At 45.4% G+C, this 23,999-nt stretch carries 17 protein-coding genes and 1 pseudogene; 17 read left to right on the top strand and 1 reads right to left on the bottom strand.

The window, feature by feature from the left end:
- Positions 1 to 119 precede the first annotated feature (119 nt).
- Positions 120 to 992 (bottom strand): AraC family transcriptional regulator, encoded by an 873-nt coding sequence (locus tag MKY48_RS18875; protein WP_339290341.1) that lies wholly within the window; start codon positions 990 to 992, stop codon positions 120 to 122.
- 245 nt (positions 993 to 1,237) lie between these two features.
- Between MKY48_RS18875 and MKY48_RS18870 the strand changes: the two genes are divergently transcribed.
- The 17 genes and pseudogenes from MKY48_RS18870 to MKY48_RS18790 all read left to right on the top strand — a co-directional run bounded on the left by MKY48_RS18870 (position 1,238) and on the right by MKY48_RS18790 (position 23,714).
- Positions 1,238 to 2,611, top strand: coding sequence for an extracellular solute-binding protein (locus MKY48_RS18870; protein WP_339265424.1), 1,374 nt, complete (start codon positions 1,238 to 1,240; stop codon positions 2,609 to 2,611).
- A gap of 297 nt (positions 2,612 to 2,908) precedes the next feature.
- Complete coding sequence (locus MKY48_RS18865; protein ID WP_339290339.1) at positions 2,909 to 5,182, top strand: hypothetical protein; 2,274 nt, start codon at positions 2,909 to 2,911, stop codon at positions 5,180 to 5,182.
- A gap of 188 nt (positions 5,183 to 5,370) precedes the next feature.
- A complete protein-coding gene (locus MKY48_RS18860) occupies positions 5,371 to 5,970 on the top strand; it encodes a short chain dehydrogenase (RefSeq protein ID WP_339290338.1) in 600 nt (199 codons plus the stop codon).
- Between the two features lie 354 nt (positions 5,971 to 6,324).
- Positions 6,325 to 7,194 (top strand): hypothetical protein, encoded by an 870-nt coding sequence (locus MKY48_RS18855; protein WP_339290336.1) that lies wholly within the window; start codon positions 6,325 to 6,327, stop codon positions 7,192 to 7,194.
- 221 nt (positions 7,195 to 7,415) lie between these two features.
- The gene (locus MKY48_RS18850; protein ID WP_339290334.1) at positions 7,416 to 8,444 is read left to right on the top strand and encodes an alpha/beta hydrolase; all 1,029 of its coding nucleotides are present in this window, start codon (positions 7,416 to 7,418) and stop codon (positions 8,442 to 8,444) included.
- Between the two features lie 93 nt (positions 8,445 to 8,537).
- Positions 8,538 to 9,011, top strand: a complete 474-nt coding sequence (locus tag MKY48_RS18845) for a heme-binding protein (RefSeq protein ID WP_339265416.1) — start codon at positions 8,538 to 8,540, stop codon at positions 9,009 to 9,011.
- Positions 9,012 to 9,286: 275 nt separating this feature from the next.
- Entirely contained in the window at positions 9,287 to 10,075 is a 789-nt protein-coding gene (locus MKY48_RS18840; protein ID WP_339290331.1) for a DeoR/GlpR family DNA-binding transcription regulator, read from the top strand.
- Entirely contained in the window at positions 10,072 to 11,223 is a 1,152-nt protein-coding gene (gene nagA, locus MKY48_RS18835) for an N-acetylglucosamine-6-phosphate deacetylase (protein WP_339290329.1), read from the top strand. Before MKY48_RS18840 ends, nagA begins: the two co-directional genes overlap by 4 nt.
- 145 nt (positions 11,224 to 11,368) lie before the next feature.
- Positions 11,369 to 12,073 carry a hypothetical protein gene (locus MKY48_RS18830; protein ID WP_339290327.1) on the top strand — a complete coding sequence of 235 codons (705 nt, stop codon included), beginning with the start codon at positions 11,369 to 11,371 and terminating at the stop codon, positions 12,071 to 12,073.
- A gap of 11 nt (positions 12,074 to 12,084) precedes the next feature.
- The gene (locus tag MKY48_RS18825) at positions 12,085 to 12,777 is read left to right on the top strand and encodes a CD3324 family protein (RefSeq protein WP_339290326.1); all 693 of its coding nucleotides are present in this window, start codon (positions 12,085 to 12,087) and stop codon (positions 12,775 to 12,777) included.
- Between the two features lie 108 nt (positions 12,778 to 12,885).
- The gene (locus MKY48_RS18820; protein ID WP_339290324.1) at positions 12,886 to 13,629 is read left to right on the top strand and encodes an ABC transporter permease subunit; all 744 of its coding nucleotides are present in this window, start codon (positions 12,886 to 12,888) and stop codon (positions 13,627 to 13,629) included.
- Positions 13,630 to 13,959: 330 nt separating this feature from the next.
- A complete protein-coding gene (locus tag MKY48_RS18815) occupies positions 13,960 to 14,289 on the top strand; it encodes a discoidin domain-containing protein (RefSeq protein ID WP_339293527.1) in 330 nt (109 codons plus the stop codon).
- 116 nt (positions 14,290 to 14,405) lie between these two features.
- Positions 14,406 to 15,593, top strand: a pseudogene (locus MKY48_RS18810) (glycosyl hydrolase family 8); the annotation flags it as partial.
- 51 nt (positions 15,594 to 15,644) lie between these two features.
- Complete coding sequence (locus MKY48_RS18805; protein WP_339273563.1) at positions 15,645 to 17,102, top strand: discoidin domain-containing protein; 1,458 nt, start codon at positions 15,645 to 15,647, stop codon at positions 17,100 to 17,102.
- Between the two features lie 377 nt (positions 17,103 to 17,479).
- Complete coding sequence (locus MKY48_RS18800) at positions 17,480 to 19,975, top strand: helix-turn-helix domain-containing protein (RefSeq protein WP_339265405.1); 2,496 nt, start codon at positions 17,480 to 17,482, stop codon at positions 19,973 to 19,975.
- Positions 19,976 to 20,176: 201 nt separating this feature from the next.
- Positions 20,177 to 21,418, top strand: coding sequence for a PTS transporter subunit EIIC (locus MKY48_RS18795; protein ID WP_098745902.1), 1,242 nt, complete (start codon positions 20,177 to 20,179; stop codon positions 21,416 to 21,418).
- A gap of 19 nt (positions 21,419 to 21,437) precedes the next feature.
- Positions 21,438 to 23,714: a glycoside hydrolase family 3 C-terminal domain-containing protein gene (locus MKY48_RS18790; protein ID WP_339265403.1), complete on the top strand. Its 2,277-nt coding sequence runs from the start codon at positions 21,438 to 21,440 to the stop codon at positions 23,712 to 23,714.
- Positions 23,715 to 23,999 lie beyond the last annotated feature (285 nt).

Here is a 23,999-nt window from a genome sequence, read left to right as displayed (position 1 = left end):
ACGAACGGATGATCATTTAATGTGTTGGGTATCGTTTATTATTTTAAGCGTAGAGGGTATTAGAAGCAGGACGAGAGAAAGCAGCATGAGAGATTGACCCTCGTGCTGCTCTTCTCGTTCTAAGAGCCCTTCTTCTTAACGACAGGGATCCAAACTTCCATTTCATACATGCTGTTGCCTCTATCGTAAGTCATTTCAAACTCAGGACCATTTGCTGGTTCGTAATTGCAGGTTGGAAACCACTCTGCCCAAATGCGCTTCCATAAATCATGAATACCGCTTTGCCCGTCGGGGTATAGGCCGGTTGAGAATATCGCATAGGTTTGAGGTGGGATCGGGAGTCTTTCAAACTCTTCTGGCATGCCACTCTGGGGCATAAAGTAACCGATCATGTAGGAAAATTCCCCACCTTGCTTGTTGTATAGTATCCCATGGATCTGACCATTTTCCCCCAGACCCGCAGCTGTACGGATTCGATCAACGGTGCCGTCGGATATGCATTTAGTCCAAAAAGCAGGTATATCAATAAACGGATGATCGTCATCGCTATTCACCACAGTTGATACGCCGAACATCTCAAAATCCTGTTTTTCTTCCATTCTGTAATTCATCTCAACATCTCCTCGAATCGAAATATGAAAGGATAACCGAGGATAGGCCTTCAGGGTAACGCCTTTGTCGCGCGCTGACATTGGCATCACACCGTGCATTTTTTTAAACGCTCTAGAAAATGCCTCAGGCGATTCGTAACCATACTTTAAAGCGATGTCGATGACCTTTGTACCGCTCTGCTGCAGTTCAAATGCGGCAAGGGTCAGCCGTCTGCGCCTAATATACTCTGAAAGCGACACATTTGTTATGAATGGAAACATTCGTTGAAAATGGTATGTTGAGCAGCAGGCAATTCTAGCCACGATATCGTAATCAATCGTATCAGACAGGTGTGTTTCTACATATTCCATTGCGTTGTTCATACGATCCAGCCAATCCATACAGACCATCCTTTCAAGATTGAGTATAGGGGATGGTAACCAATGTAACCTAGCAATCCATGCACCGAAATATCATGTTCGAGATGATATGAATAAATCCTTTTTTGTTGATTGTTGATTCAACGATTATTTGCCCAGGTACAGTTTTCATGGGATTTAATTTTGCCAAACGAGTTGAAGAGTGAGTATACTATAAGAATGGATTGATGTAGCAAACCAGTTATGGTAAATAAAGGTGGACACATATGGCTAAATCCGACCGGTATACTTTTCAAAATAAAATGAAGCGCATGGTCACCGATCTGCGCCAAAAAATTAAAAGCGGCGCTTACGCTCAAGGCGATTATCTTCCGTCGGAAATGTCTCTGATCGAGCTGTACGGTCTAAGCAAAAATTCGGTCCGGCAAGCGCTGGATCAGCTGGTTCAGGAAGAATTGATCGTTAAAGTGCCCCGTGTGGGCACCCAAGTGGTTGCTTCTACCGGACAAGTCCGGAAGATTCGTTTCGGTATGTATCCTTCTCTATATGCAGAGGCGGAAATGGAGGCCCTACTTGCCCTGTTCCAGGAACGGCACCCGGATATTTTTGTAGAAATCGTGGACCTGCCGTATGAACATGCGGAAAGCATCGCGAACCTGATGCGACTTGGCATTGTGGACGTGTTGTCCGTCAACATGCAGGATATGATGCATTTCCAGGAGAGCGGAAGTACCGGTCTGTTTCTCCCACAGCAGCCCTATGCGTCAACCTACACTTTTTTGCATGCTCCGTTCGTGGATGCCGAAGGCAAGCTGGCGGCAAAGCCTTTCATTCATTCTCCCGTGATTTTAGCCTACAACAAGGAGCATCTTCGGGAAAAACGACAGTTTGAGCCGGACAGTGGTTGGAGCTGGGACGATCTTCAGCGAATGCTGAGGGAGCTGAAAAGCCCCGGACGTTACAGTCTGGCCCTGCAATTGTATTCGCTGAACCGATGGCCCATTTTCCTCATGCAGAATAGAGGCGATACGGAGATTGATTCGTCATGGAGCCGGGCGATCGAGGGTTTGTCCTGGCTCCGCAGGCTGATTCACGAGGACGGCATGTTCCCGTTGGCGCTGGCTCAAGGCGCTTTTGAAGCGGAGAATCTGTTCCGTGAGCAGAAGGTCTCCGTCATTTTGACGACGTATTATCTGCTCAACCAGCTGAAGGGAGCGTCCTTTACTTATGACGTGGCGCCTCTGCCGCATTTTGATAATGGAACAACACTGCTATTGGGCACCGGGATCGGGGTAAGCGCCCACTCCAAAGAGCAGGAGCTGGCCCAAAGCTTTGCCGATTTCCTGGCCTCTAACGAGGTGCAGGAATACATCCGCAGGCATTCGTACAGCCTACCAGCAAACCGCTATATTACTGAGAATGTGGATCCGGAGATGGAGGGACGGCCCTCCCGTCTCAACCTGCACCGAGAAATGGCTCATCTATATAAGACCTGCAAAGATATACGACTAAGTCTGGATGAGATGCTGCTGTTCCGCGAGCAGTTGAAGCAATACTTCTCTTATCTGATCGATGAGGAAGAGCTGATGTCCGGGCTGGGAAGTAAAACAACAAGAGACAAATGGATTCATAAGCTGTGACCACCGTGGTCACGGCTTTTTTTTACTTTCTCGAATTTACAAGTTTTCAATTGAGGCTGAACGATTCTATCATTCTAAGATAAATACCAGATAAGAACCAGTTGACACTATATAGGGTATATGCTAAATTCTTTGCGAGTATATGAACTACATAAATACCAGGACTTCATGATTCAACATTCTTAGTCGGGGAGGGATGCCGCGATCCTTACTTGGTAAAACGATCAAGTTTACCTGCACAGGTCGGACAGTTATTTGATTTACGGTACATTCCATAATAGAAATGAGGATGAATTAATGAACATAACCCACAGCAGGCTTCACGTGAAGAAGGCACTCCAACGCCTGTGTTTCGCGATTTGTGCCACGTTACTGACTGCGGTTTTCTTCCCCACAAGTGCCTCGGCGGACATTGGGAAAACTTACAGTAATCCTATCGATTTGGGATCTCCGATGCAAAGCGTTGCGATTTATGACGGGGCATTTGGAATTCAGGACGGGCGCGAGGTTATGTATACAACGGTATCCGGCAAGCCGGCTATCTTTCATGTCATTGATCTGAAAACCAAAGAAGTGCTGAGCACGCACCCGTTAACGGGATCCGAAAGCTCTTGGACGCATATTACGACCCCTGACGGGACGGTGTATATCGGGGGGAACGGCACACTGTACTCCTACTCTCCGGTGACTAAACAATTGAAAGTTCTGGGCGGGATCGGTGAGCAGGTCGTATATGGCTTGTCTCACGATGAGCAGGGCCGGGTCTACTTCGGTTCTTATCCCCATGCGAAAGCGGGCCGCTACGATCCCGCTACAAGGGAGATGAAGGACTACGGCATTGTAGGCACGGGCCAAAGCTACAGTCGTTCCACTGCGTATCATGATGGATACCTGTATGTCGGCATCGGGATAGAAGGCAGCATTGTGAAGGTCAATGTGGAGTCTGGCGAGAAGGAGACCATCCAGATTCCGAGCTACAACGGAGCGGTTGACATCGGCATGGTGAACCAGCTGGATGTCGCGGGCAAATATTTGGTTGCCGGCATCAGCAAAGGAAACAACGCGCTTTTGTTCTATGATCTGGATCTGCAAAAGTGGAGCGAGACATACCACTTGAACAATAAAGGCATTCGTCTCTCTTACGGACCGGAAGGCAGCAATAAAATCTATTTCGTGCAGAATAACCATTTGATGGAAGTGGATTTGAATACCCTTGCTGCTGTTGACACCGGTGTGGTGTACGGAACGTTCCTGCGCAATACGGCCTGGATTGAGGTTCCAAACGATCTGGATCTTCCAGGTGTTTCTCTTGCAACCGTTCAATTCGGCGGCAGCGTAGCCTTCATGAATCTTACGACCAAACAGGTCAAGGCGATTCCATATCCGGTGAAAGGCAACCCGATTCCTGTCCAGACGATGGAGAACGGTCCGGATGGACGTCTGTTCATTAGCGGATACCCTGGCGGAACAGGGTCTGCGTATTCGATTGAGACAGGAACATTCGAGACCTTCCCTATGGGTCAGTCGGAAGGGATGGTGTCCATGAACGGCAAGATGTATATGGGCGTTTATCCTGGGGCGGATATCTTTGAATACAATACGGAAAATCCGACACAGCGTAAGAGCCTGTTCAAAATTACCGGCCAGGATCGACCGTTCATCATGAGAGCCGCGGAGGACAAGCTGTTTATCGGTACCATTCCGGATTACGGCAAACTCGGTGGATCCCTAACCATTTATGATCCGGCCAACGGCAGCAATTATACCGACTACAAGAACGTCATCAACAATCAGTCGATTGTCGGCATTGCGGTGAAAGATGGCAAGGTCTATGGTTCCACCACCGTCGCTGGCGGACTGGGCATCACTCCTTCAGAACCGGCGGCCAAATTGTTTATCTGGGACATCGCGACCGGCAAAGTGGAGAAGGAATGGGTACCTTCCATTGAAGGCGCTTCTCCCACGCCTCATATCATCAGCGGTACGAGTTTTGGTCCGGACGGGCTGCTGTGGGCGGCTTTTGACGGAACGCTATTCGCTGTAGACCCGAACACCCAGGAAATTGTAAAAAGCAAAACGATTTACGAAGGTGTTGAGAAATACGGCAATTGGCGTCCGGTATATATTCGCTGGAGCGAGGACGGCCTTATGTATCTGACGCTTGCCGGTCATGTCACCGTGGTCAATCCGGAAACGATGGAGCACCAGACGCTGGCGGAATCCCAGCACGTGAATTTGGGACACGACGGCAACATTTACTACACGAACGATACGCAGCTGATGAAGATTGAAGTGTCTGATGCGGCGGCACCGGATAGCCTGGGCTCCCTGATGGACGATATTCAGTCCTGGAAGTTGCAGGGTGATATCAGCCATCCGCTTAGCCAGCAGATCGGCAATGCTCTGAAACAAGCAGAGCTAAAGCATAAACAGGGCAAGAAGGATCAGGCCGTGAAGCATCTGAATGATGCGCTCAAGCATCTGAATAAAGCCAAAGCGGGAAGTATTACGGAAGAAAAGCGTTCGGAAGTGGAGCAGCGCATACAAGCGGTCATTGGTGAATGGTCTTGATTTTAGCAGAGAATCGGTTTAAGTAGATATTCTTTGCAGGAAAAACATCTACGAATAGAAAGTCGCCCATTGAGGCGACTTTTTATGTCTTACCGATGATGTGTTAATATAAATATGGTTTTTAAGATGCGCTGAATGGATATTTTCAAATGGTGCAAGGTTTTTTGTAGATGGAAAGGAGAGCAAACATGAAAATAATCATGGTTGGGGCAAGCGGTACGATTGGACAAGCAGTCGCCAAAGAACTAGGACAACATCATGAAATCATTCGCGCTGGAAGAAACGGAACAGACGTAATGGTTGATATTACATCGGTTGATAGCATCAAAAACATGTATGAGCAAGTTGGGAAAGTGGATGCAGTCATTAGTGCAACAGGCGGTGCTCATTTTGCTTCAATTACCGAATTAACGCCTGAGTTAAACGAAATAGGGATTGAAAGTAAACTTAAAGGGCAAATCAATTTAGTCCTTTTGGGAATGGACTACATTAATGACAGCGGAAGCTTTACTCTAACAACGGGCATCATGATGGATGATCCCATTCCTCAAGGGGCATCAGCGGCCATGGCCAATGGTGGTGTTAAAGCGTTCGTTAAATCCGCCTCGATTGAAATGCCTAGGGGAATCCGTATAAATAGTGTTAGCCCCAATGTCTTACAAGAATCACTTGGAAAATATGGCGAGTTTTTTCCGGGCTTTGAAGCAGTTCCTGCTAGTCGCGTAGCCCTTGCTTTCAAAAAAAGCGTAGAAGGAGCACAAACCGGACAAAATTATGAAGTTTATTAATCACATATATTGAAAGCCGCGGAAATCGCGGCTTTTTTTGTTTTAACGATATCGAATAATCTTGGAAGACTAGGACTTCATGTTTTAAGCTCGAACCAGTTACTACCGAATGACCCAAAAGTCCCTCTTGCTGGGCCTACAAAAGAATGAAAGTTTGGGCTGTTTTTATGACCAACCGAAGCACACCTTTCGGACGAATTCCGACAAAACTTTATAGACGAAAAGAATCATTTTTTCGGGAAGTTTGATGAAATGGGTGTACGCTGGGGGTTGGATATAATACGATCAGACAAAGTGTTTTTGTTCATGAACACGAACGAAATCGAATCATACCGATAAATGGAGGGAAACACTGTGAAATTATTAGGGACGATTATGATTATAATGGTGAGCATCTTCTTGCTCGGCATGGGTTGTACGGATCAGGAAAAGGAAGTGGAAACGACACTTGGACAATCCGAGCAAAACGGCGACGATATACGCATACCGCACAATGAACGGCTTCATTTATCCACCGATAAGAAATGGATCGAGGAAGAAGGGCATCAGTCCGATCTGATTCGATTGCAATGGACGGCGGAAAGGGCCAAGCCGGCGATTGTCTGGGTTGACGAGAATGGCAAGGACAAGACGGCGATCATTTCCCATGACAAGGCAAACAATCCGGAGCAGCAAGATCATAAGCATATCTCGTTCGAGACGACTATGTCGCCGACTGGTCAATACCCCAACCAGTTGTTTACCCGGTTTGAAATTCCGTTTGACACCGACGTAAGCGAGATCCGTACGCATTCGTCCAATTTCAATGTCATGAGTGGTATCTTGCGGGTAGCCGGCGAAAGCGGGACGAATCGGGATATCCAACTAAGTGCAGCCGGCAAGGATAATGAGACGACACCGAGATGGGCCGTACGGGCCGACAGTTTAGAGGAATCGGGTGACAATGCGGGTGCCAACCTGCAGTTCGTCCGTTATGGAGATGACGGCAAAGTGCTCGATTCCCCACTCACCGTGCAGCGCAGTGACGGCAATATCGGAATTGGCACGAATGAACCCGACACCAAGCTCGATATAAACGGGGATATGCTGCGTCTTCGCGAAAAGTATACGCCCGCTTCGTCCACTGCTGCATGCAGCCAAGGACAGATCTCTTGGGATGACCAATATGTATATGTTTGCGTTGCCCAAAACAATTGGAAAAGGACCGAACTATCCTCCTGGTAGTTTCTGCGCCGCTGATCTGTATCAAGATCAGCGGCATTTTTTGTTATTAGCTATGTTCTAATGCCGCTGCTTTCTTCGACTAGGGTCTAGGTCCAATTCAGTCTCAGGAAGGATTTGGAGTAAACGAGCCTAAGGTACAATGAGATGTAATGAAATCTACATTGGATCTTCCGCAATCCGCAATTTACTTCAAGCTTTAAGCTGAAAGGTGTCCCAAGACCATGAGAAAATTGAAAAAAACATTAAGAATTATCGGGATAACACTAATAGGGCTACTCATAACAGCCCTAATTTTTCCTACCTGGACATCGTCCATCAAAGGCGAAAATAGTATTAGCATACTAGAACAAGTAGAGATCAATGGAAGCAAGCAAGAACTGATGATACGCGGCGATGACAAGAACAATCCCGTTATTTTATTTGTCCACGGAGGACCTGGAGCTCCGGAAATCCCTTATGCCGCGGCATATCAAGACTTGTTGGAAACCCGGTTTACGGTTGTTCATTACGACCAAAGAGCCAGCGGAAAATCCTATCGTTTTTTTGAGGATTACGCTAATCTTTCATCGGAGTTGCTGGTAAATGACTTATTGGCTTTAACGGATCACGTTTCGGAACGTCTGGGCAAAGAAAAGATAATTCTCATTGGACATTCTTATGGTACGTATATTGCTGCACAGGCGGCCCATAAGGCTCCCGAAAAATATGAGGCTTATGTCGGGATTGGCCAGATGGGGGATACCTTAACAAGCGAGATGGACAGTTTGACCTACTTAATCAGCCAAGCTCATCAGGCCGGCAACGCGGAAGACGTCTTATATCTGCAAGGCCTAACCGATAAAATCAAAAAGGGCGAAATGTTCACTCCCCGAAATTATGTCGTTCAATATGGCGGAGCTTCAAGACTTATTGACAGCCCCGACGGCAATAGCCTTGGAATGCTATTAAGCAGCGAGTATAACTTAATGGACGTCATTCGATATAACGTCGGGATATCTTTTTCTCAAAAGGTTTTGTTGGAGGAGGTTATAGAACATCCGTTGCCAACGCTTGTAACGAAACTTGAAATACCGTGCTACATTATCATGGGCGATTATGACTATATGACATCCTCTCATGCAGCAAAAGAATATTTCGATATGCTTGGAGCCGATCAGAAGGAGTTTATCGCGTTTGATCAATCTGCGCATTATCCGCACTTTGAAGAGAAGGAAAAGTTTTTTGAATGGGTATCCAAGACATTTCTTTAGCATTCATTCCGGAAGTACTGGTATTGGGCAATTCACCACTATAGGCATATGACAATATAATGCAGTATTTCTATTTAGTAAAGGGGAGCTATGATGTATAAACTCACTTTAACAACTGCGAAGAAGTTATTGGAAATTGCTGAACAGCGTGCCAGACAAATGGGACTTAACTCGGACATAGCGATCGTAGATGAGGGCACAAACCTAATGGCTTTCTATAGGATGGACAATGCCAAAATAGCAGGTATCGATATTGCCATAGGTAAGGCTTGGACCAGTGTAGCTTTGCAAATGCCAACAGCGAATTTAGCGCAATCTGCGCTTCCTGGTGGAGCAACCTTCGGAATTAATACAACGAATCAGGGGAAAGTCGTTATCCTCGGCGGAGGAATTCCTTTGGTTCATGAAGGAAGGATTGTCGGTGGCATTGGTGTAAGTGGAGGAACAAGCGCACAGGATATTGACGTTGCCAATGCAGCAGTGCAAGCGTTTGAAAATATGAGAAGTAATGATATCCAATATGCAAACGCACGGATTGGCACTGTAAATCAATCGTTTACTTATTAACGGCGCTCATGTTCGATTGTTAAGGGCAGGCTGCTTCTGTGCAAGAAGCGGCCTGTCTTCATCCTATTTAAGAGTATAAATGGACTCACGGTGCGATAGCCGGAATGGAAAATATCATAGGACTAACATATGTATACTTTTAAAACCTCGATAATCGTGGTTTTTTTGCTTTTGACAAGAATAATAATAAACTTACAAATACTTATTGTTTATTTTGAATTACTTATATATACTTATTAAAAGAATGAAAATACTTAAGAAATGAGGGGGAAGAGATGTTCCAAGAGGAACGATTAGTAAACATCCTGGATTACTTAAAACAACATAAAACGATGAGTGTTGGAGAGATATGCTCGTTCTTTCAAGTGTCGCGGGATACCGCGCGCAGGGATATTGTCAAATTAGTTCAAGAAGGAGTTGTTGTTCGTACGCACGGAGGGGTAGCCTTGCCTGAACTGCAAAAGGAGCTTACTTCTTATCAGGAACGACTTATTGATGAGCCCACGAGCAAGAAGGTAATCGGCGAGCATGGCGCTAAACTGATTCGGGACCATGAGACTGTATTCTTGGACGTATCTACGACCGTACAATTTGTTGCGGAGCATATTCAAGCGAAACAGATAACAGCGGTTACACACTCCATAGATAATGTAGGAATACTCTCCAACCGAGAAGATCTGAGCATCTACCTGCTTGGCGGTTATCTGCATACCCAAAATCGATTATTATACGGTCCTTCCGTCATTGATAAAATCAGTGAAATCCGTGCCGATAAAGCGTTCATCGGTGCGACGGCAATCCAGCCAGACGGACTCTATTATCCATATGAAGAAGATGTCCGGGTGAAAAGGGAAATGGCCCGGCGCTCGGATCAGGTCATACTTGTTGCGGATCATACCAAATTCGCGGTGAAATCGAGGTTCAAGTTAGACTTGGATCATGTGGATATTATTGTAACCGATCGATCGATTCCCATTGAAATACAAGAAATATTAGACAACAAAAATATTACGCTTATAGAATGTCAGGCACATAACCAACAGGATGGAGTTGAGTCGAAATGAACAACCAAATCATTCAACATGTCAAAGTCCACCTGCCTCATCAAATACTTCCTTCTGCAACGGTCTGGATTGCGAATGGGAAGTTGAAGCGAATAGAAGCGACGCAAGAACTGGAAACAATCGAAGCTGATGCTGAACTAATTGATGGCAAAGGAATGTGGCTCATACCCGGGATGATAGATGTTCATATTCATGGGGCCAATGGCTATGACATGATGGACGGAACCGAGGACAGCATTCAAGAAGTATCACGCGCTTGTGCTGCAACCGGATGCACTTCGTTTCTGGCGACTTCCGTGAGTTCGACGACAGAGGATCTGCTCAATATGATTCGCAGCGTAAAATCTGTAATCGGACGAGAACAGGGGGCAAGAATCGCTGGCATTCACTTGGAAGGACCCTACTTGAATCCGAGACGTAAAGGGATGCAAAACGAGAAATATCTTCGCCACCCGAATCTGGAAGAAATAAAGTTAATTTTTCAAGAAGCGGGTTCGCTCATTAAAATGGTTACGATCGCACCAGAATTGCCTGGAGGCTTGGAACTCATATCCTATCTGAAAGAGCAGGATGTTGTGATTGCCGTAGCCCATTCCGATGCCACATACGAGGAAGCGAAGCTGGCTTTCGCAGCGGGTGCGAGTCATGTAACCCATTGTTTTAACGGCATGAGACCGATTCACCATCGAGACCCCGGACTGATTGTAGCCGCATTCGAAGAACCGCATGTCAGCCTGCAAGCGATTGTCGATCAAATCCATCTTCATCCCGCCATTGTCCGATTAATGCACCGTCTCAAAGGGCCTGAAGGCATGGTGCTGATTACAGATGCACTTCAGGCGATGGGATTAGGTGATGGCAATTATATGTTTGGTGGTCATCACGTTACCGTTTCCGAGGGGATTGCAAGGCTTGCGGATGGCACTTTAGCATCGAGCACGGTGACTATGAATGAAGCGTTACGTCTGACCGTGGCTAACGGAATTTCAATGGAGGACGCCGTGCACATGGCTTCAACTACGCCGGCCCGTATTCTGGGTTTATCTCACAAAGGAAAAATCGAGGTAGGATACGATGCGGATCTCGTCCTGATGGACGAAAGGTATCAAGTGCAGTGGACGATGATTGAGGGTAAATTGTATTGTTAGAATAGAAGTCATCACAAGAGACTGGTGTAAAGTTGACTAAACCTATTCGTTGCCTATATCCGATACATGGCCAATGTTATCATTACCCCATATCAGGTGCGCAGCTGATGTGTATAACCATTGTTGATGTAAAGGAGATACGAACATGAGTAAAGACAGTATAATTAAGTCCATGCTTTCGGATCAGGTAAGTATGACACCAAATGGATTTGTCGCAGATGAATTAAGCCCAAATCAGTTTGCAGATTGTTACGAGTTGTTTTTTGACAAAGTCTTGGAAATTAGTGCAGCGGATATAGCGGGAGTAGAAGGCTATGGTGAGTTCAACGAGGATTGCAAAACAGAGTATAGCACCTGCAGGCAATTTCTAATCGACACATTTGCAGAAGATAAAGAAGGATACTGGTATAATTGGAAGGAACTCTTTGATACAACGATTTTAGATCGTGACTTTGTCGAAAAATACTTGATAGAAATGGACACTAGAATTGATTATTGTGAAGGCAAACGTTATTTAGTTAATAATAACACGTTTTTTGAAATAATGATTACAGATGGAAAAACGACGGTCGGTTTCCCAGACTGGAGCAGATCCGGCATATGCGATTTCCTTTTAGATTTTGTCATTATGGACTTAAATAAGCCTTACTTAAACATACCTGAATTGTTATTCGAGTATTGCAAAAAAAGGAATATTGTCATACCGGATTTTAAAGAACGATTTTTATGTATGGCGTATTACAAGGGAATCGATGTTTTGCGGTGGCATGCGTCGATCGATGACATAGAATCTTGCAATTCTATTATGAAATCTATCGGTCAACTGAAGGATCGAATATACGCCTTATAAAGGGTGATCCTATGAAATATGAAAATGCCAGCGATATCATACCTGAGAAGTTATTGAAAGAAATTCAGAAATACGCTGCTGGAAAACTTCTTTATATTCCTACTGGAGAGGAAAAAAGGGGTTGGGGCGAGAAGTCGGGTTACCGAAATCAATTACAAAGGCGTAATATTATGATTCGCAATAAGTATGCCAATGGGGTAACGGTTTCGGAACTTGCGGATGAGTATTTTTTATCTTTGGATTCCATTAAGAAAATCATTTATTCGAAGAAAAATGACCAACAATTCACTTATGCTCCAACTGTACGATCTGCTGTACAGTATGCGAATATTGGAATGCTCGAAGAATGGATTCATTGTTATATGCTCCACTCCCGAAATGCTGCTCCTAGTTCACATGATTTTATGAGAAAAGAGTATTTGTATTTCGGTGTTGTTAAATTTCCTTTGCGTCTCATCGAGTTTAATGGAATCATGGCCGGGAAAGACTGTACCGATGAAGCAGACTCAGCTGCTCTTCCACCACTTCTTATTCAATATAAAGAAGGTAAATTTTATTGCATCGAACAGAAGAAAGTATTAGCTGCACTAAAACAACGCAAAGTAAATGCTTATCCAACCATAATTGTACTGAAGGAAACAACGAATTATAAAAGGTTTATGAAACACTATGAAAATGTTTTATTTTATATTAATCAAGTATGACTTTGCTAAACGAGCCACCTCATTGTTAATGAGAGATTCATACGCGCAGCGTCATACAACAGACAGCGGGGGCGACCCAGGTCAAAGGACCTTTGGGGACCCCCCTTTTTGTGTTTAAAAAACTTAAACAGCTTTTTCGTGCGTTTTGGAATGGCTGCAAGCTGTTCAACAACCCGCGATACCTTCCTTTACAATTTCGTTTTTATTGTGCTGAACCTGGTTTTAGCCGTTCTGGTAGCGCTGCTGATTAATGAAATTAAGGATAAAGCGATCAGCCGGTTCTATCAAAGCACATTCCTGCTGCCGCATATCATCTCGATGGTCGTGGTCGCCTATCTGGTCTACAGCTTTTTGAATGTGGATAGCGGTCTTGTGAACAGGTTATTGATCAATTGGTTTGGTTCGGAGGCGGTGTCTTGGTATGGAGAACCCAAGTATTGGCCTTACATCCTGGTCAGCGTAAATGCATGGAAGAACGTAGGTTATCTATCCATCATCTATTTCGCTTCCATTATCGGAATAGACAAAGAATACTATGAAGCTGCCACGATTGATGGTGCAACCAAGTGGAAGCAGATGACCCGGATCACCATCCCGCTTATTTTGCCTGTCATCACCACCATGACCCTGCTTGCGGTCAGCGGCATTCTCCGGTCGGATTTACGGATTATTCTATCAGGTTCCTATGAATACAGGCGCTCTGATCCCGACAACAAATACCATCGATACCTTTGTCTATCGTGCCATGATTCAATCCGGGGATATCGGCATGTCGACAGCAGCTGGATTCTATCAATCCGTCGTTTGTTTAGTGCTTATCCTAGTAGCAAATACGGCAGTAAGACGCATTAATAAACGTGACGCTTTATTTTAACAAAGGGGGAGAGATAGAAATGGTGAAGGAATGGAGTTGACCACGCTGGTTGGAACCGTCGTAAGCCTGTTGATAACAGCGCTTTTTGCTTATCCGTTATCCAGACCCGAGGTCTATGTGATCGGGTACGCTAGTGTCCTTCCTACTTGAGCTAAATTCATAGCCGATTACATGACAACCTTAAAAAAACAACAATACACCTTAATTTAGTCCCTTTCCGAATTTGAGAAATGGGATTAGAACTAAGATACCATACAATAATTTGTATACATCCCAGAATGTGGTTTTTATAACTCCATGAAAGGGGGATTGCTTATACCGAGTGTTCAAAAAGCATTAATAAAGTCAAACTCATATGGGAAGACGCCTATGGGAAAAGCTACAAAATTCAAGTGTCGACGGATACGGCAGCGCCTGTAAATTGGACGGAGGTATACTCCACTTCAACCGGTGACGGAGGGATGGACGAAATCTCATTCGCAGCACGAGATGCCAGATATGTAAGGATGTATGGCACGGCAAGAGGAACATCCTACGGGTACTCTTTGTACGAGTTTGAGGTGTACGGTTCCGCTGCTTCAAGCAGCGATACGGATCCCGGCGATATGATCAGCAATGACGCAGGGCTTATCATTTAGAAGTAACTATGGTCACAGGCAAGATGCCCGAAACCAATCCAATAGGAGGAATAGGAATGTATAAAAAATGGTCCATTCACGTACTTTGCCTCGTCCTTTTGATGTCGACTTTTCTCTCACCGGTGTTTGTACAAAAAGCCCACGCAGCAGGCGAGCAAAAGCCATTTCCCCAGCAAGCGAGTTTTGCTGGGATTACGAAGCCCAATCATCTCTCGCAGTCGCAATTGAATGCAGACGTTATCGCTTACTATAATTCATGGAAATCCAGCTATTTGAAGAACAACTTGTCCTCCTTGCCCGGCGGATATTATGTGAAAGGCGAAATTACAGGAGAACCTGGCGGGTATAAGGCGTTGGGCTCTTCCGAAGGTCAAGGATACGGCATGCTCATTACGGTGTTAATGGCTGGTTATGATCCGAATGCCAAAACCATTTACGACGGCCTGTTCAAAACGGCCAGAGCTTATAAAAGCAAGGGAAATCCTAACTTGATGGGCTGGGTCGTAGCGGACTCCAAAAACGCGCAGGGAGATTTCTACTCGGCGACCGACGGGGATCTGGACATTGCTTACTCGCTCATTCTTGCTCATAATCAATGGGGTTCATCCGGTACAATCAATTATTTGGCGGAAGCCAAAAAAATGATTACGGATGGAATCAAGAAAAGCAATGTCACGACTAACAACCGGTTAAATCTCGGCGATTGGGATAGCAAAAGCGCACTGAACACGAGACCTTCGGATTGGATGCTCAGCCATTTAAGAGCCTTCTACGAGGTTACCGGCGATTCAACGTGGTTGAATGTCATCAATAACCTGTACAACGTCTATAGTTCATTCAGCGCCTCCTATTCGCCGAACACGGGGTTGATTTCGGATTTTGTCGTTGACAATCCTCCAAAACCCGCTCCACGAAATTATTTGGAAGAGTTCCCGGAAACGGACGAATACAATTATAATGCCGCTCGGGTACCACTCAGGATTGTGATGGATTACGCACATTATGGTGAGACGAGAGCCAAATCGATCACCGATAAACTGACTTCCTGGATTAAAGGAAAGACGAGCGGCAACCCCAACAATATTCGGGACGGGTATCTATTGAACGGAACGGTGTCTCCATCGGCAAGCGGGGCGGAAGGTGTTTTTGTCGCTCCGTTTATTTCGGCAGGAACCCCGAATAGCGGAAACCAGGCCTGGATCAATAGCGGCTGGGACTGGATGAAAAGTCATAAATCCGGCTATTACAGCGACAGCTTCACCCTTTTAAACATGCTGTTCATTTCAGGTAACTGGTGGAAGCCAGGAGGGGGAGGGAACCCAGCAGATACGCAAGCACCAACGGCTCCGTCGAATTTGGCGGTTACTGGAAAGACTTCGTCCAGTGTCACTCTTTCATGGAATGCTTCTACGGATAATGTAGGGGTTACGGGTTATGAGGTTTTTAACGGCTCAACACCAGCGGCTTCCGTTACAGGAACGAATGCGACCATCAGTGGCTTGAGCGCCAACACGGCCTACACCTTTACGGTCAAAGCCAAAGATGCCGCCGGGAATATATCGGGCGCAAGCAATGCAGTGACAGCCACAACAAATAACGATACATCGTCCCCGAATCTTGCCTTGAACAAGACGGCCGTTGCAAGCTCAAGCGAAGCCTCGGGCTTTGAGCCAGCTAAAGCTTTTGACGGCAGCCAGGCAACGCGATGGGCAAGCGCAGAAGGCGTTGACCCGCAATGGATTTATGTCGATCTCGGGGCAGTGAAGAACATCAACCGAATCCAATTAAATTGGGAAGAAGCCTATGCGAAGAGTTACAAGATTCAAGTATCTGTCGATAACGGGACACCTACCAATTGGACGGATGTATTCTCCACAACAACCGGGAATGGCGCCATAGATGAGATTGCCTTTTCGAACCGAAATGCGAGATACGTGAGAATGTACGGCACGGCCAGAGGTACCCCTTACGGATACTCCTTATATGAGTTTGAAGTGTACGGAACAGATTCTACGGGCGGCTCGGATACGGAGACACCAACGGTTCCAACGAATTTGGCAGTAACCAACACGACCTCCTCCAGCGTTACGCTTTCATGGGGTGCTGCAACGGACAACGTAGGCGTTACCGGTTACGATGTTTATGAGGGCGCCACGTTGGCTGCCATCGTTACCGACACGACAGCGACGGTTAGCGGGCTAAACGCCAACACGACCTATACATTTACGGTTAAAGCGAAAGATGCAGCCGGCAACGTCTCGGCTGCAAGCAACGAAATCAGTGCGACCACTAGCGGGGATACGGTGAACCCTGTCAAACTTACAGCGATCGAGGACAGCTTCGTTCGTGGCGGTACGTATGCCGGGGATCAATATGGCTCCCAGAATACGATGACTGTAAAGCTGCGCGCCTCCAATGCCTCTTACGATCGAGCAGGATACTTGAAATTTGATACTACCTCATTAAGCGGGTCCGTAAGCTCTGCTATTCTCAAAATCTATGTAACCAATATTCATAGCAATACGAGCTCCTATACAGTGGAAGCCAGGGGTATCAACAATGATGCATGGTCTGAAACATCGATCAACGCAACTAACCAGCCGACAGAAGCCGGGTCTGCATTGGGGACCGTGAAGGTAAGTCAAACAGGTGCCTATGTGAGCTTTGATGTCACTTCATTTGTGAACAGTCAATCGGATGGAGTCGTAAGCTTCCGCATCGTCGGTCTAGATGAAGATATGGGCGCAGATTATGCGACCAAGGAACATTCGGATACGGCCATTCGCCCTGTTCTTATCATTAACGGAGATTAATGACTACATTAAAACCACGATCAAGTGGAATCTTGGATTAAGACAGAAGGGCTGCCAATTGGGCAGCCTTTCACTTTGTTGGTCATGAACCATAGGATTATCGAATCCTTTCAAGAAACTGAACACCATGATGCCGATTAGGTTTTTATCTAATCGGCATCAGCTTTCTTTACAATGAAACTAAACTAGTATAATAACATTTAGTGCTCCGGATAGCCTGTGTTCTAATGTATGTAAAAGTCGTAAACTATACATGCTATCATGATAAGGTTCTATAATTTATGATGATATTTGCAATCTATGAGTCACTTTATCATCCGTTCGATATGTACAATAAAGATATATCGTTTTCAGTTCATAAGAAATGAGGGCCCAATATGCGTTACCTTTATGAATTTATCGAGCATCAAGATGACATGCCTTTTAAGCTGTTTGTCAACAGTGTGAAGCAGGTTCCATTTCACTGGCATAAAGAGGTGGAGATTGTCTATGTTCTCCAAGGTTCTGTTATCATGCATCTTGACCAGAAGCAGTATACCCTGCATCAGGACGATGTCATTGTGGTGAACAGCATGTCGATCCATAAGTTTGAACAGAATAGCCCTGACAATATTTTATTAACGCTTCAATTTGGCCCGGAGTGGCTGCATAATAATGTTTTTATTTCCTGTAATTCTACGACAGAGGCTGAGCCGACCGGCTTCCGATTTGACACAATCAAGCAAGAACTTGCAAAGATGGTGTGGGAGATGAACAAGAAGTCTCCAGGCTATCGAAGCTACACGATGGGAAGGCTGCAAACCTTATGTGGGCATTTATTGCGATATTTTTCGGAAGGGATCAATCCGGAAGCTGAAGATGGCAGCAAGAGTTATGACTATAAAAGGTTGAATCGGGTTCTTACCTATATCGATCAAAATTATAAAGAGAAGATTACGCTGCAGACGATGGCGGAACAAGAACACTTAAGTTTGCATTATTTTTCTCACTTTTTCACCGATAAAATCGGTATTCCTTTCCAAAAGTATTTAACGCTGATCCGATTGGAGAAGGCCCAGTCGGAGCTTTCCGGAAGTGAAAAGAGCATTACCGAAATTGCGATGGATTGCGGTTTTGCGAACGTAAAGCTATTCAATAAGTATTTCAAAGAAAAGTACGGTTGTACACCAAGCTCGTATCGTGAAGCCGCTGCTCCGCTTCAGGATAAGCCTAATCGAAAACCGCTTACATATGAAGAATCCTCTAGTGGGGACTATTATGAATTAGATACGATCAATGCGATGGGGGCGTTATATCGATATCTGGAAGTGAAGTCGGATCAAGAACAGGAGAGGGCGAACCCACTAACGTCGGTTGTTACGGATCAGGAGCAAATTCGGATTCAGCCGGGAATGTTGTCAACAGGGTACAAAAAACACTGGAATGTTACCACAACAGCTGGCAGGGCAGTTGAAGGGCTGCGCGATGACTGGCGTCGGCAGCTTTCCGAGCTTAAAGCACGAATTCCTTTTGAATATATACGTTTTCATGGCATCTTTAATGATGAGATGATGGTATACAACGAAGAGGATGACGGTACTCCGGTCTATAATTGGGCTTATGTTGACAAGCTTTATGACTTTCTTATTGAGCTGGGAATCAGGCCGTTTGTGGAGCTAGGCTTTATGCCGACCTTGCTCAGCCGTTCCAACGAAACGGTATTCTGGTGGAAAGGGAATATTTCCCCTCCAGCTGATCAGGCAAAATGGGAGGCACTTGTTCGTGAGTTCGTTCGGCATTGCTTAAATCGCTACGGGGCTGAGGAAGTAAAACAGTGGTACTTTGAAGTATGGAATGAACCGGATTTATCAGGCGTTTGCTGGGCAGGAAGCAAAGAGGAATATTTCTCCTTTTATGAATCTACCGTTCGAGTGATCAAGTCGGTTCTTCCTGAACTAAAAACAGGCGGACCTGCTTTAGGTTATGGTTCACTTTGGAACGACACATGGGCCGAGGAGTTTATGGAATATTGCAAGAGGCATCATGTAGCGATCGATTTCTTTTCTTTTCATATCTATTCGGAGTATCCCCAGCTCAAAGCGGAGCAGAATATGTTAACGAAAATGATGCCTCCAACTTTTTATAAAGAGAGCATCCATCGACTGCAGGAAAAAATGGAGCTTGCCGCTTTCCGTGATATGGAGCTGCATATTACCGAATGGAACTTTTCCCTCTATGACCGGCATCTGTTGCACGATACCATGTTTATGGCCCCATTCGTGATGTATCATGCGATGAATACACTGGGAGATGTGCAGGCCATGGCTTTTTGGTGCTTCACTGATGTGTTTGAGGAAAGTCTTGTTCCATCCTCTCCGTTTTATGGAGGCTTTGGTTTAATGAATCGGGATGGACTTAAGAAGCCGAGCTATTACGCCTTTGAGCTTCTTCAGAAACTGGGTGAAGAGATAATCGTTAAGGGTGATGGTTATGTAGGTACTCAGAATAAAGACGGGAGCATACAACTTCTGCTGTATCATTACGTCCATTTAGATCATATGTTTTCAAGCGGGGACTGGTCGGAGATGTCCAATTATAACCGTTACAGCGTGTTCCAAGAGAAAGGCAGCAAGGTGTTTCAAATCAATATTCCTCATCTACCGGGAACCTATAAATGCACAACCTATCAGATGGACCGGGATCATGGCTCCGTTTTTGACGAGTGGGTTCGCATGGGAGCACCCGAAATCTTGACGGAGGAGGAACTTGCGTATCTTCACGGAAGAAGCGGCCCGGTCATCCGGACAGAGATATTACAGGATCAAGGTTGGCAGAAAGAAATCAATCTTCCACCGCATGGTGTGCTATTGCTCACATTAGAGAAACAGTTTTAAACACAATCTTCAAGAACACCTCCTCCATGAGAGGGGGTGTTTTTTGCTGTCGATTCCAAGTAGATGCGAATAACCGGATCTAAGGATAAGAATTGAACAAAAAACGCCCATAGGCGAGGCAATTTACAACGAGTAAGCGTTAACAAAAGTACCTATACTATAGCTATGTGCACAACAGAATTAAGGGAGGGGAATCAACAGATGAAGCGTTTTATGAAATGGATGACGGAATCTTTTGCGCCAAGATTGGATGCGATTACAAATAACATTTGGATAGCATCAATACAAGAAGCCATTATGGTTGCCATCCCGATGATTTTTATCGGTTCTATTATTACTTTGATCTCAATTTTGCAAGACTTCATTCCTGGCATGCCGGATTTGACGCCAATCACAACATTCAGTTTTGGCCTTCTCGGTTTGTTTATTGCATTTCTGACGCCGTATACCGTTATGGAGAAAAAGGAGAGGCACAAAATCAAGCTGCTCGCAGGAATGACCGGCATATCCTTATTCCTCATGCTGCTTAATCCCGTCGTAAACGAAGACGGAACCGTTCAGTTCATTCTTGAGCGTTTCGGTCCTGCGGGTATGGTTACGGCACTCATTGTAGGCGTCTTCATCGCCGTGATCATGAATGTCTGCGCTAAGTTTTCTTTCTTTAAAAAAGGGTCTTCCATGCCAGAGTTTATTATGGATTGGTTTGACTTCCTGGTACCGATTGCTGTGATCATGGGCATAGGCTGGGTTCTTGTATATCAGCTCCACTTTGATATCTTTGGACTGATTGTGAGCGTGTTTGAACCTATTAATGCTATGGGGCAAAGCTTGTTCGGGTTTATTCTATTTAACTTTATTGGGGTTGTATTGTATTCCTTCGGAGTTAGCCCATGGGTTCTGATGCCAATATGGTATGCCATATGGATTCCGGCGATTGAGGAAAATGCCGCATTGGTTGCGCAGGGACTGGATCCTGTCAACATTAATACATTTGAAACATTTTTCTCCGGATGGCTTGGAATCGGAGGGATGGGTGCAACATTGCCGCTTGTTATCTGGTTCCTGTTTGCCAGATCCAAAAAGCTGAAAACCATTGGTAAAGCAACATTAATTCCTTCCCTGTTTAATATTAACGAGCCTGTTGTGTATGGAGCACCAGTTGCCTTCAATCCGCTATTGATGGTGCCTATGTGGATTAATGGTCTCATTACGCCCATTATTGTTTACTTAGCTCTTGATATGGGTTTTGCACAAATCCCAAGTAAAATCTTCCAGCTATGGTATACGCCGATCGGTGTATCGACTTACCTCATGTCCGGATTCAATGGACTTATTCTGCTCGCCGTCGTCTTGTTGATTGTGTTCGCCGTATGGTTTCCGTTTTTCAAACTGTACGATGCGCAGGAATTGAAGAAAGAGCGGGAGTTACAAGAAGAAGCTTGATATGAAAGGGTGGATACAAATGAAAGTATCTATTAACGCATTGATAAAGGAAATGACACTTACTGAAAAAGCATCCCTGTGCGCAGGATTAAATATGTGGATGACCAAAGGGATCGAGAGACTCGATATTCCGCCGGTTCATATGTATGACGGAACGAATGGGATTCGAAAAACGAACAGTGACGATGAAATGGGGATCACGACAGAGAATGTTCCCGCAACTTGTTATCCTACGGGCTCCGCTATCGGTTCTTCGTGGAATCCTGAACTGCTGCACGAAGTTGGGGAGGCACTTGGTAATGAATCCAAAGAGATGGGAGTCGAATTGCTGCTCGGCCCAGGAATCAACATGAAGCGGACTCCGCTTGGGGGAAGAAATTTCGAATATTACTCCGAGGATCCCTGTCTGACAGGCGAACTGGGCGCTGCTTTCATCAATGGTCTCCAAAGCAAAGGAGTTGGCGCTTCGCTTAAACACTTTGCTTGCAACAATCAGGAATTCGAGAAAATGGTGACGAGTTCAGAGGTGGACGAACGGACGCTGCGCGAAATTTATTTAAGCGCCTTTGAGCGAATTATTAAAAAATCGGATCCTTGGACCGTCATGTGCTCCTATAATTTGCTTAATGGCTCGTATACTAGTGAGAACGAGCATTTATTACATGATATCTTGAGAGAAGAATGGGGATACGAGGGCGTCGTGATCTCAGACTGGACAGCTGTGAATGATCGGATCCGTGGGCTGAAAGCAGGACTTGATCTCGAAATGCCGGGGCCAGCCGGTTATAACACGAATGCGATTATCAAAGCCGTGGAGAGCGGAAATCTTGCAGAAGAGCAGCTCGACAAAAGCGTTGCCCGTATTCTAAAACTCGTAGAACGTGTAACTGGTATTGAAGAATCGGCTCCGGTATCTGATATGGAGTACCACAATCTTGCGAGAAAAGCTGCAGCAGAAAGCATTGTGCTCCTAAAGAATGAGAATGGCATTCTTCCGATCCATGCGGAGTCAACCCATTCCATTGCAGTTATCGGCCGTTTCGCCAAAAAACCTAGAATTCAAGGAGCCGGCAGCGCAAAAGTAACGCCGACGCGCGTTGATATTCCATTTGAAGAAATGAAGGCGTTGGCTGGAGCTTCCGTTGAGATGAGTTATGCTCAGGGCTACCCTGAAGATGACTCCATTCATGTGGAGATGATCAAGGAAAGTGTCGCATTGGCGGCAAAATCGGATGTGGCAGTTATATTCGTTGGCCAGCCTGAGTACGCCGAATCCGAGATGCGTGATTTGAAGGGCATTGATTTGCCGGAACAGCAGATCCTGCTCATTCAAGCGATTGCAGCCGTACAACCTAAATGTATTGTGGTGACCAGCAGCGGTTCAGCCTTGGCGATGCGTCCATGGGTTCAGCATGTTCCCGCTGTCATTCACTCATGGCTTTCCGGACAAGGCATGGGTAAAGCAATTGCTGAAATTTTGTTTGGACAGGTGAGTCCATCCGGTAAACTGTCCGAGACGTTTCCGGTTAAACTTTCTGACAATCCTTCACATATGAGGATCCGTGGTGAAAACGGCAAGCTGTATTATCGTGAAGGGCTGTTCGTCGGCTATCGATACTACGATAGGAAGGAACTCGCTCCACAGTTTCCATTTGGCCATGGCTTATCCTACACTTCATTTGCCTATAAGGATATGAAGGTAGCTCAAACGGAGACAGGGATCACAGTCTCTTTCTGGCTGGAGAATATCGGAAACCGAACAGGGAAAGAGGTCGTTCAGCTTTACGTCCACGACGAAGAATGCACATGGACACGTCCTGAGAAAGAATTGAAGGCATTTTCTAAAATCGAGTTGGCTCCTGGGGAGAAACAGCAGATTGTCTTTGAACTTGAAGAGAGAGACTTTGCTTATTACAACACCAAATATAACCGCTGGGTAGCGGAGAGTGGTTATTTCCAAATTGCACTTGGCAGCTCTTCTCGTGATATCAGAATTACGGAGCGACTGTATTGTGATTTTGGCAAGGAAGAAGTATCATTTCATAAATTCAGCTTGGTTAGCGATTGGATCAACGACCCCACTGCGAAATCCGTATTGGAAGAGTGTCTGAACGAGATGAATCAGCATGTCGTAGAGAAGATTTACCTCAATGAAGAGTTCATCGGATTTTGGGAAGACTGTCCAGTCATTAAGATTTTGCAAATGTATGGCCAAACCTGGATGGTTGACCGGTCACCGGATGAAATCATCGAAGAGCTTATAAGTCGAGTCTATCAGCGACGCGGTAACATGTAAGACAAGATAATATTCCTTATAATAGCTTGGGATCTGAAAAAGGATTCCAAGCTTTTTTAGTATACAAAATGGCGCAACCACCATAATTAGGCCCTGTATTGCAGATTGTCAGAGAACCAGCTCTGATGCAGCAGTTGTGCAGAACATGGCGATCCACCTGAACAAACTACTTGCGAAGTTCGTTTTAGACTGTAGTGATTTATTGTGCTGTCACATTATGGGTCAAGTTGTTCGTTGTATAGAGTGAAAGGGGGGGAGAGGGCTTGAATGACGCGGAGATAAGTC

Source organism: Paenibacillus sp. FSL W8-0187, from assembly GCF_037969755.1.
GTDB lineage: Bacteria > Bacillota > Bacilli > Paenibacillales > Paenibacillaceae > Paenibacillus_AQ.
Note: the sequence above shows the minus strand (reverse complement) of the source record. Positions and strands in the feature narration are given on the sequence as shown.

Bases quoted from the DNA above. Each gene is read 5' to 3' on its own strand.
- MKY48_RS18795 (WP_098745902.1), top strand. From the start codon at position 20,177: ATGAAGCGTTTTATGAAATGGATGACGGAATCTTTTGCGCCAAGATTG.
- MKY48_RS18875 (WP_339290341.1), bottom strand. From the start codon at position 992: ATGGATTGGCTGGATCGTATGAACAACGCAATGGAATATGTAGAAACA.
- MKY48_RS18830 (WP_339290327.1), top strand. From the start codon at position 11,369: ATGAGTAAAGACAGTATAATTAAGTCCATGCTTTCGGATCAGGTAAGT.
- nagA (WP_339290329.1), top strand. From the start codon at position 10,072: ATGAACAACCAAATCATTCAACATGTCAAAGTCCACCTGCCTCATCAA.
- MKY48_RS18825 (WP_339290326.1), top strand. From the start codon at position 12,085: ATGAAATATGAAAATGCCAGCGATATCATACCTGAGAAGTTATTGAAA.
- MKY48_RS18865 (WP_339290339.1), top strand. From the start codon at position 2,909: ATGAACATAACCCACAGCAGGCTTCACGTGAAGAAGGCACTCCAACGC.
- MKY48_RS18845 (WP_339265416.1), top strand. From the start codon at position 8,538: ATGTATAAACTCACTTTAACAACTGCGAAGAAGTTATTGGAAATTGCT.
- MKY48_RS18790 (WP_339265403.1), top strand. From the start codon at position 21,438: ATGAAAGTATCTATTAACGCATTGATAAAGGAAATGACACTTACTGAA.
- MKY48_RS18840 (WP_339290331.1), top strand. From the start codon at position 9,287: ATGTTCCAAGAGGAACGATTAGTAAACATCCTGGATTACTTAAAACAA.
- MKY48_RS18870 (WP_339265424.1), top strand. From the start codon at position 1,238: ATGGCTAAATCCGACCGGTATACTTTTCAAAATAAAATGAAGCGCATG.
- MKY48_RS18800 (WP_339265405.1), top strand. From the start codon at position 17,480: ATGCGTTACCTTTATGAATTTATCGAGCATCAAGATGACATGCCTTTT.
- MKY48_RS18860 (WP_339290338.1), top strand. From the start codon at position 5,371: ATGAAAATAATCATGGTTGGGGCAAGCGGTACGATTGGACAAGCAGTC.
- MKY48_RS18850 (WP_339290334.1), top strand. From the start codon at position 7,416: ATGAGAAAATTGAAAAAAACATTAAGAATTATCGGGATAACACTAATA.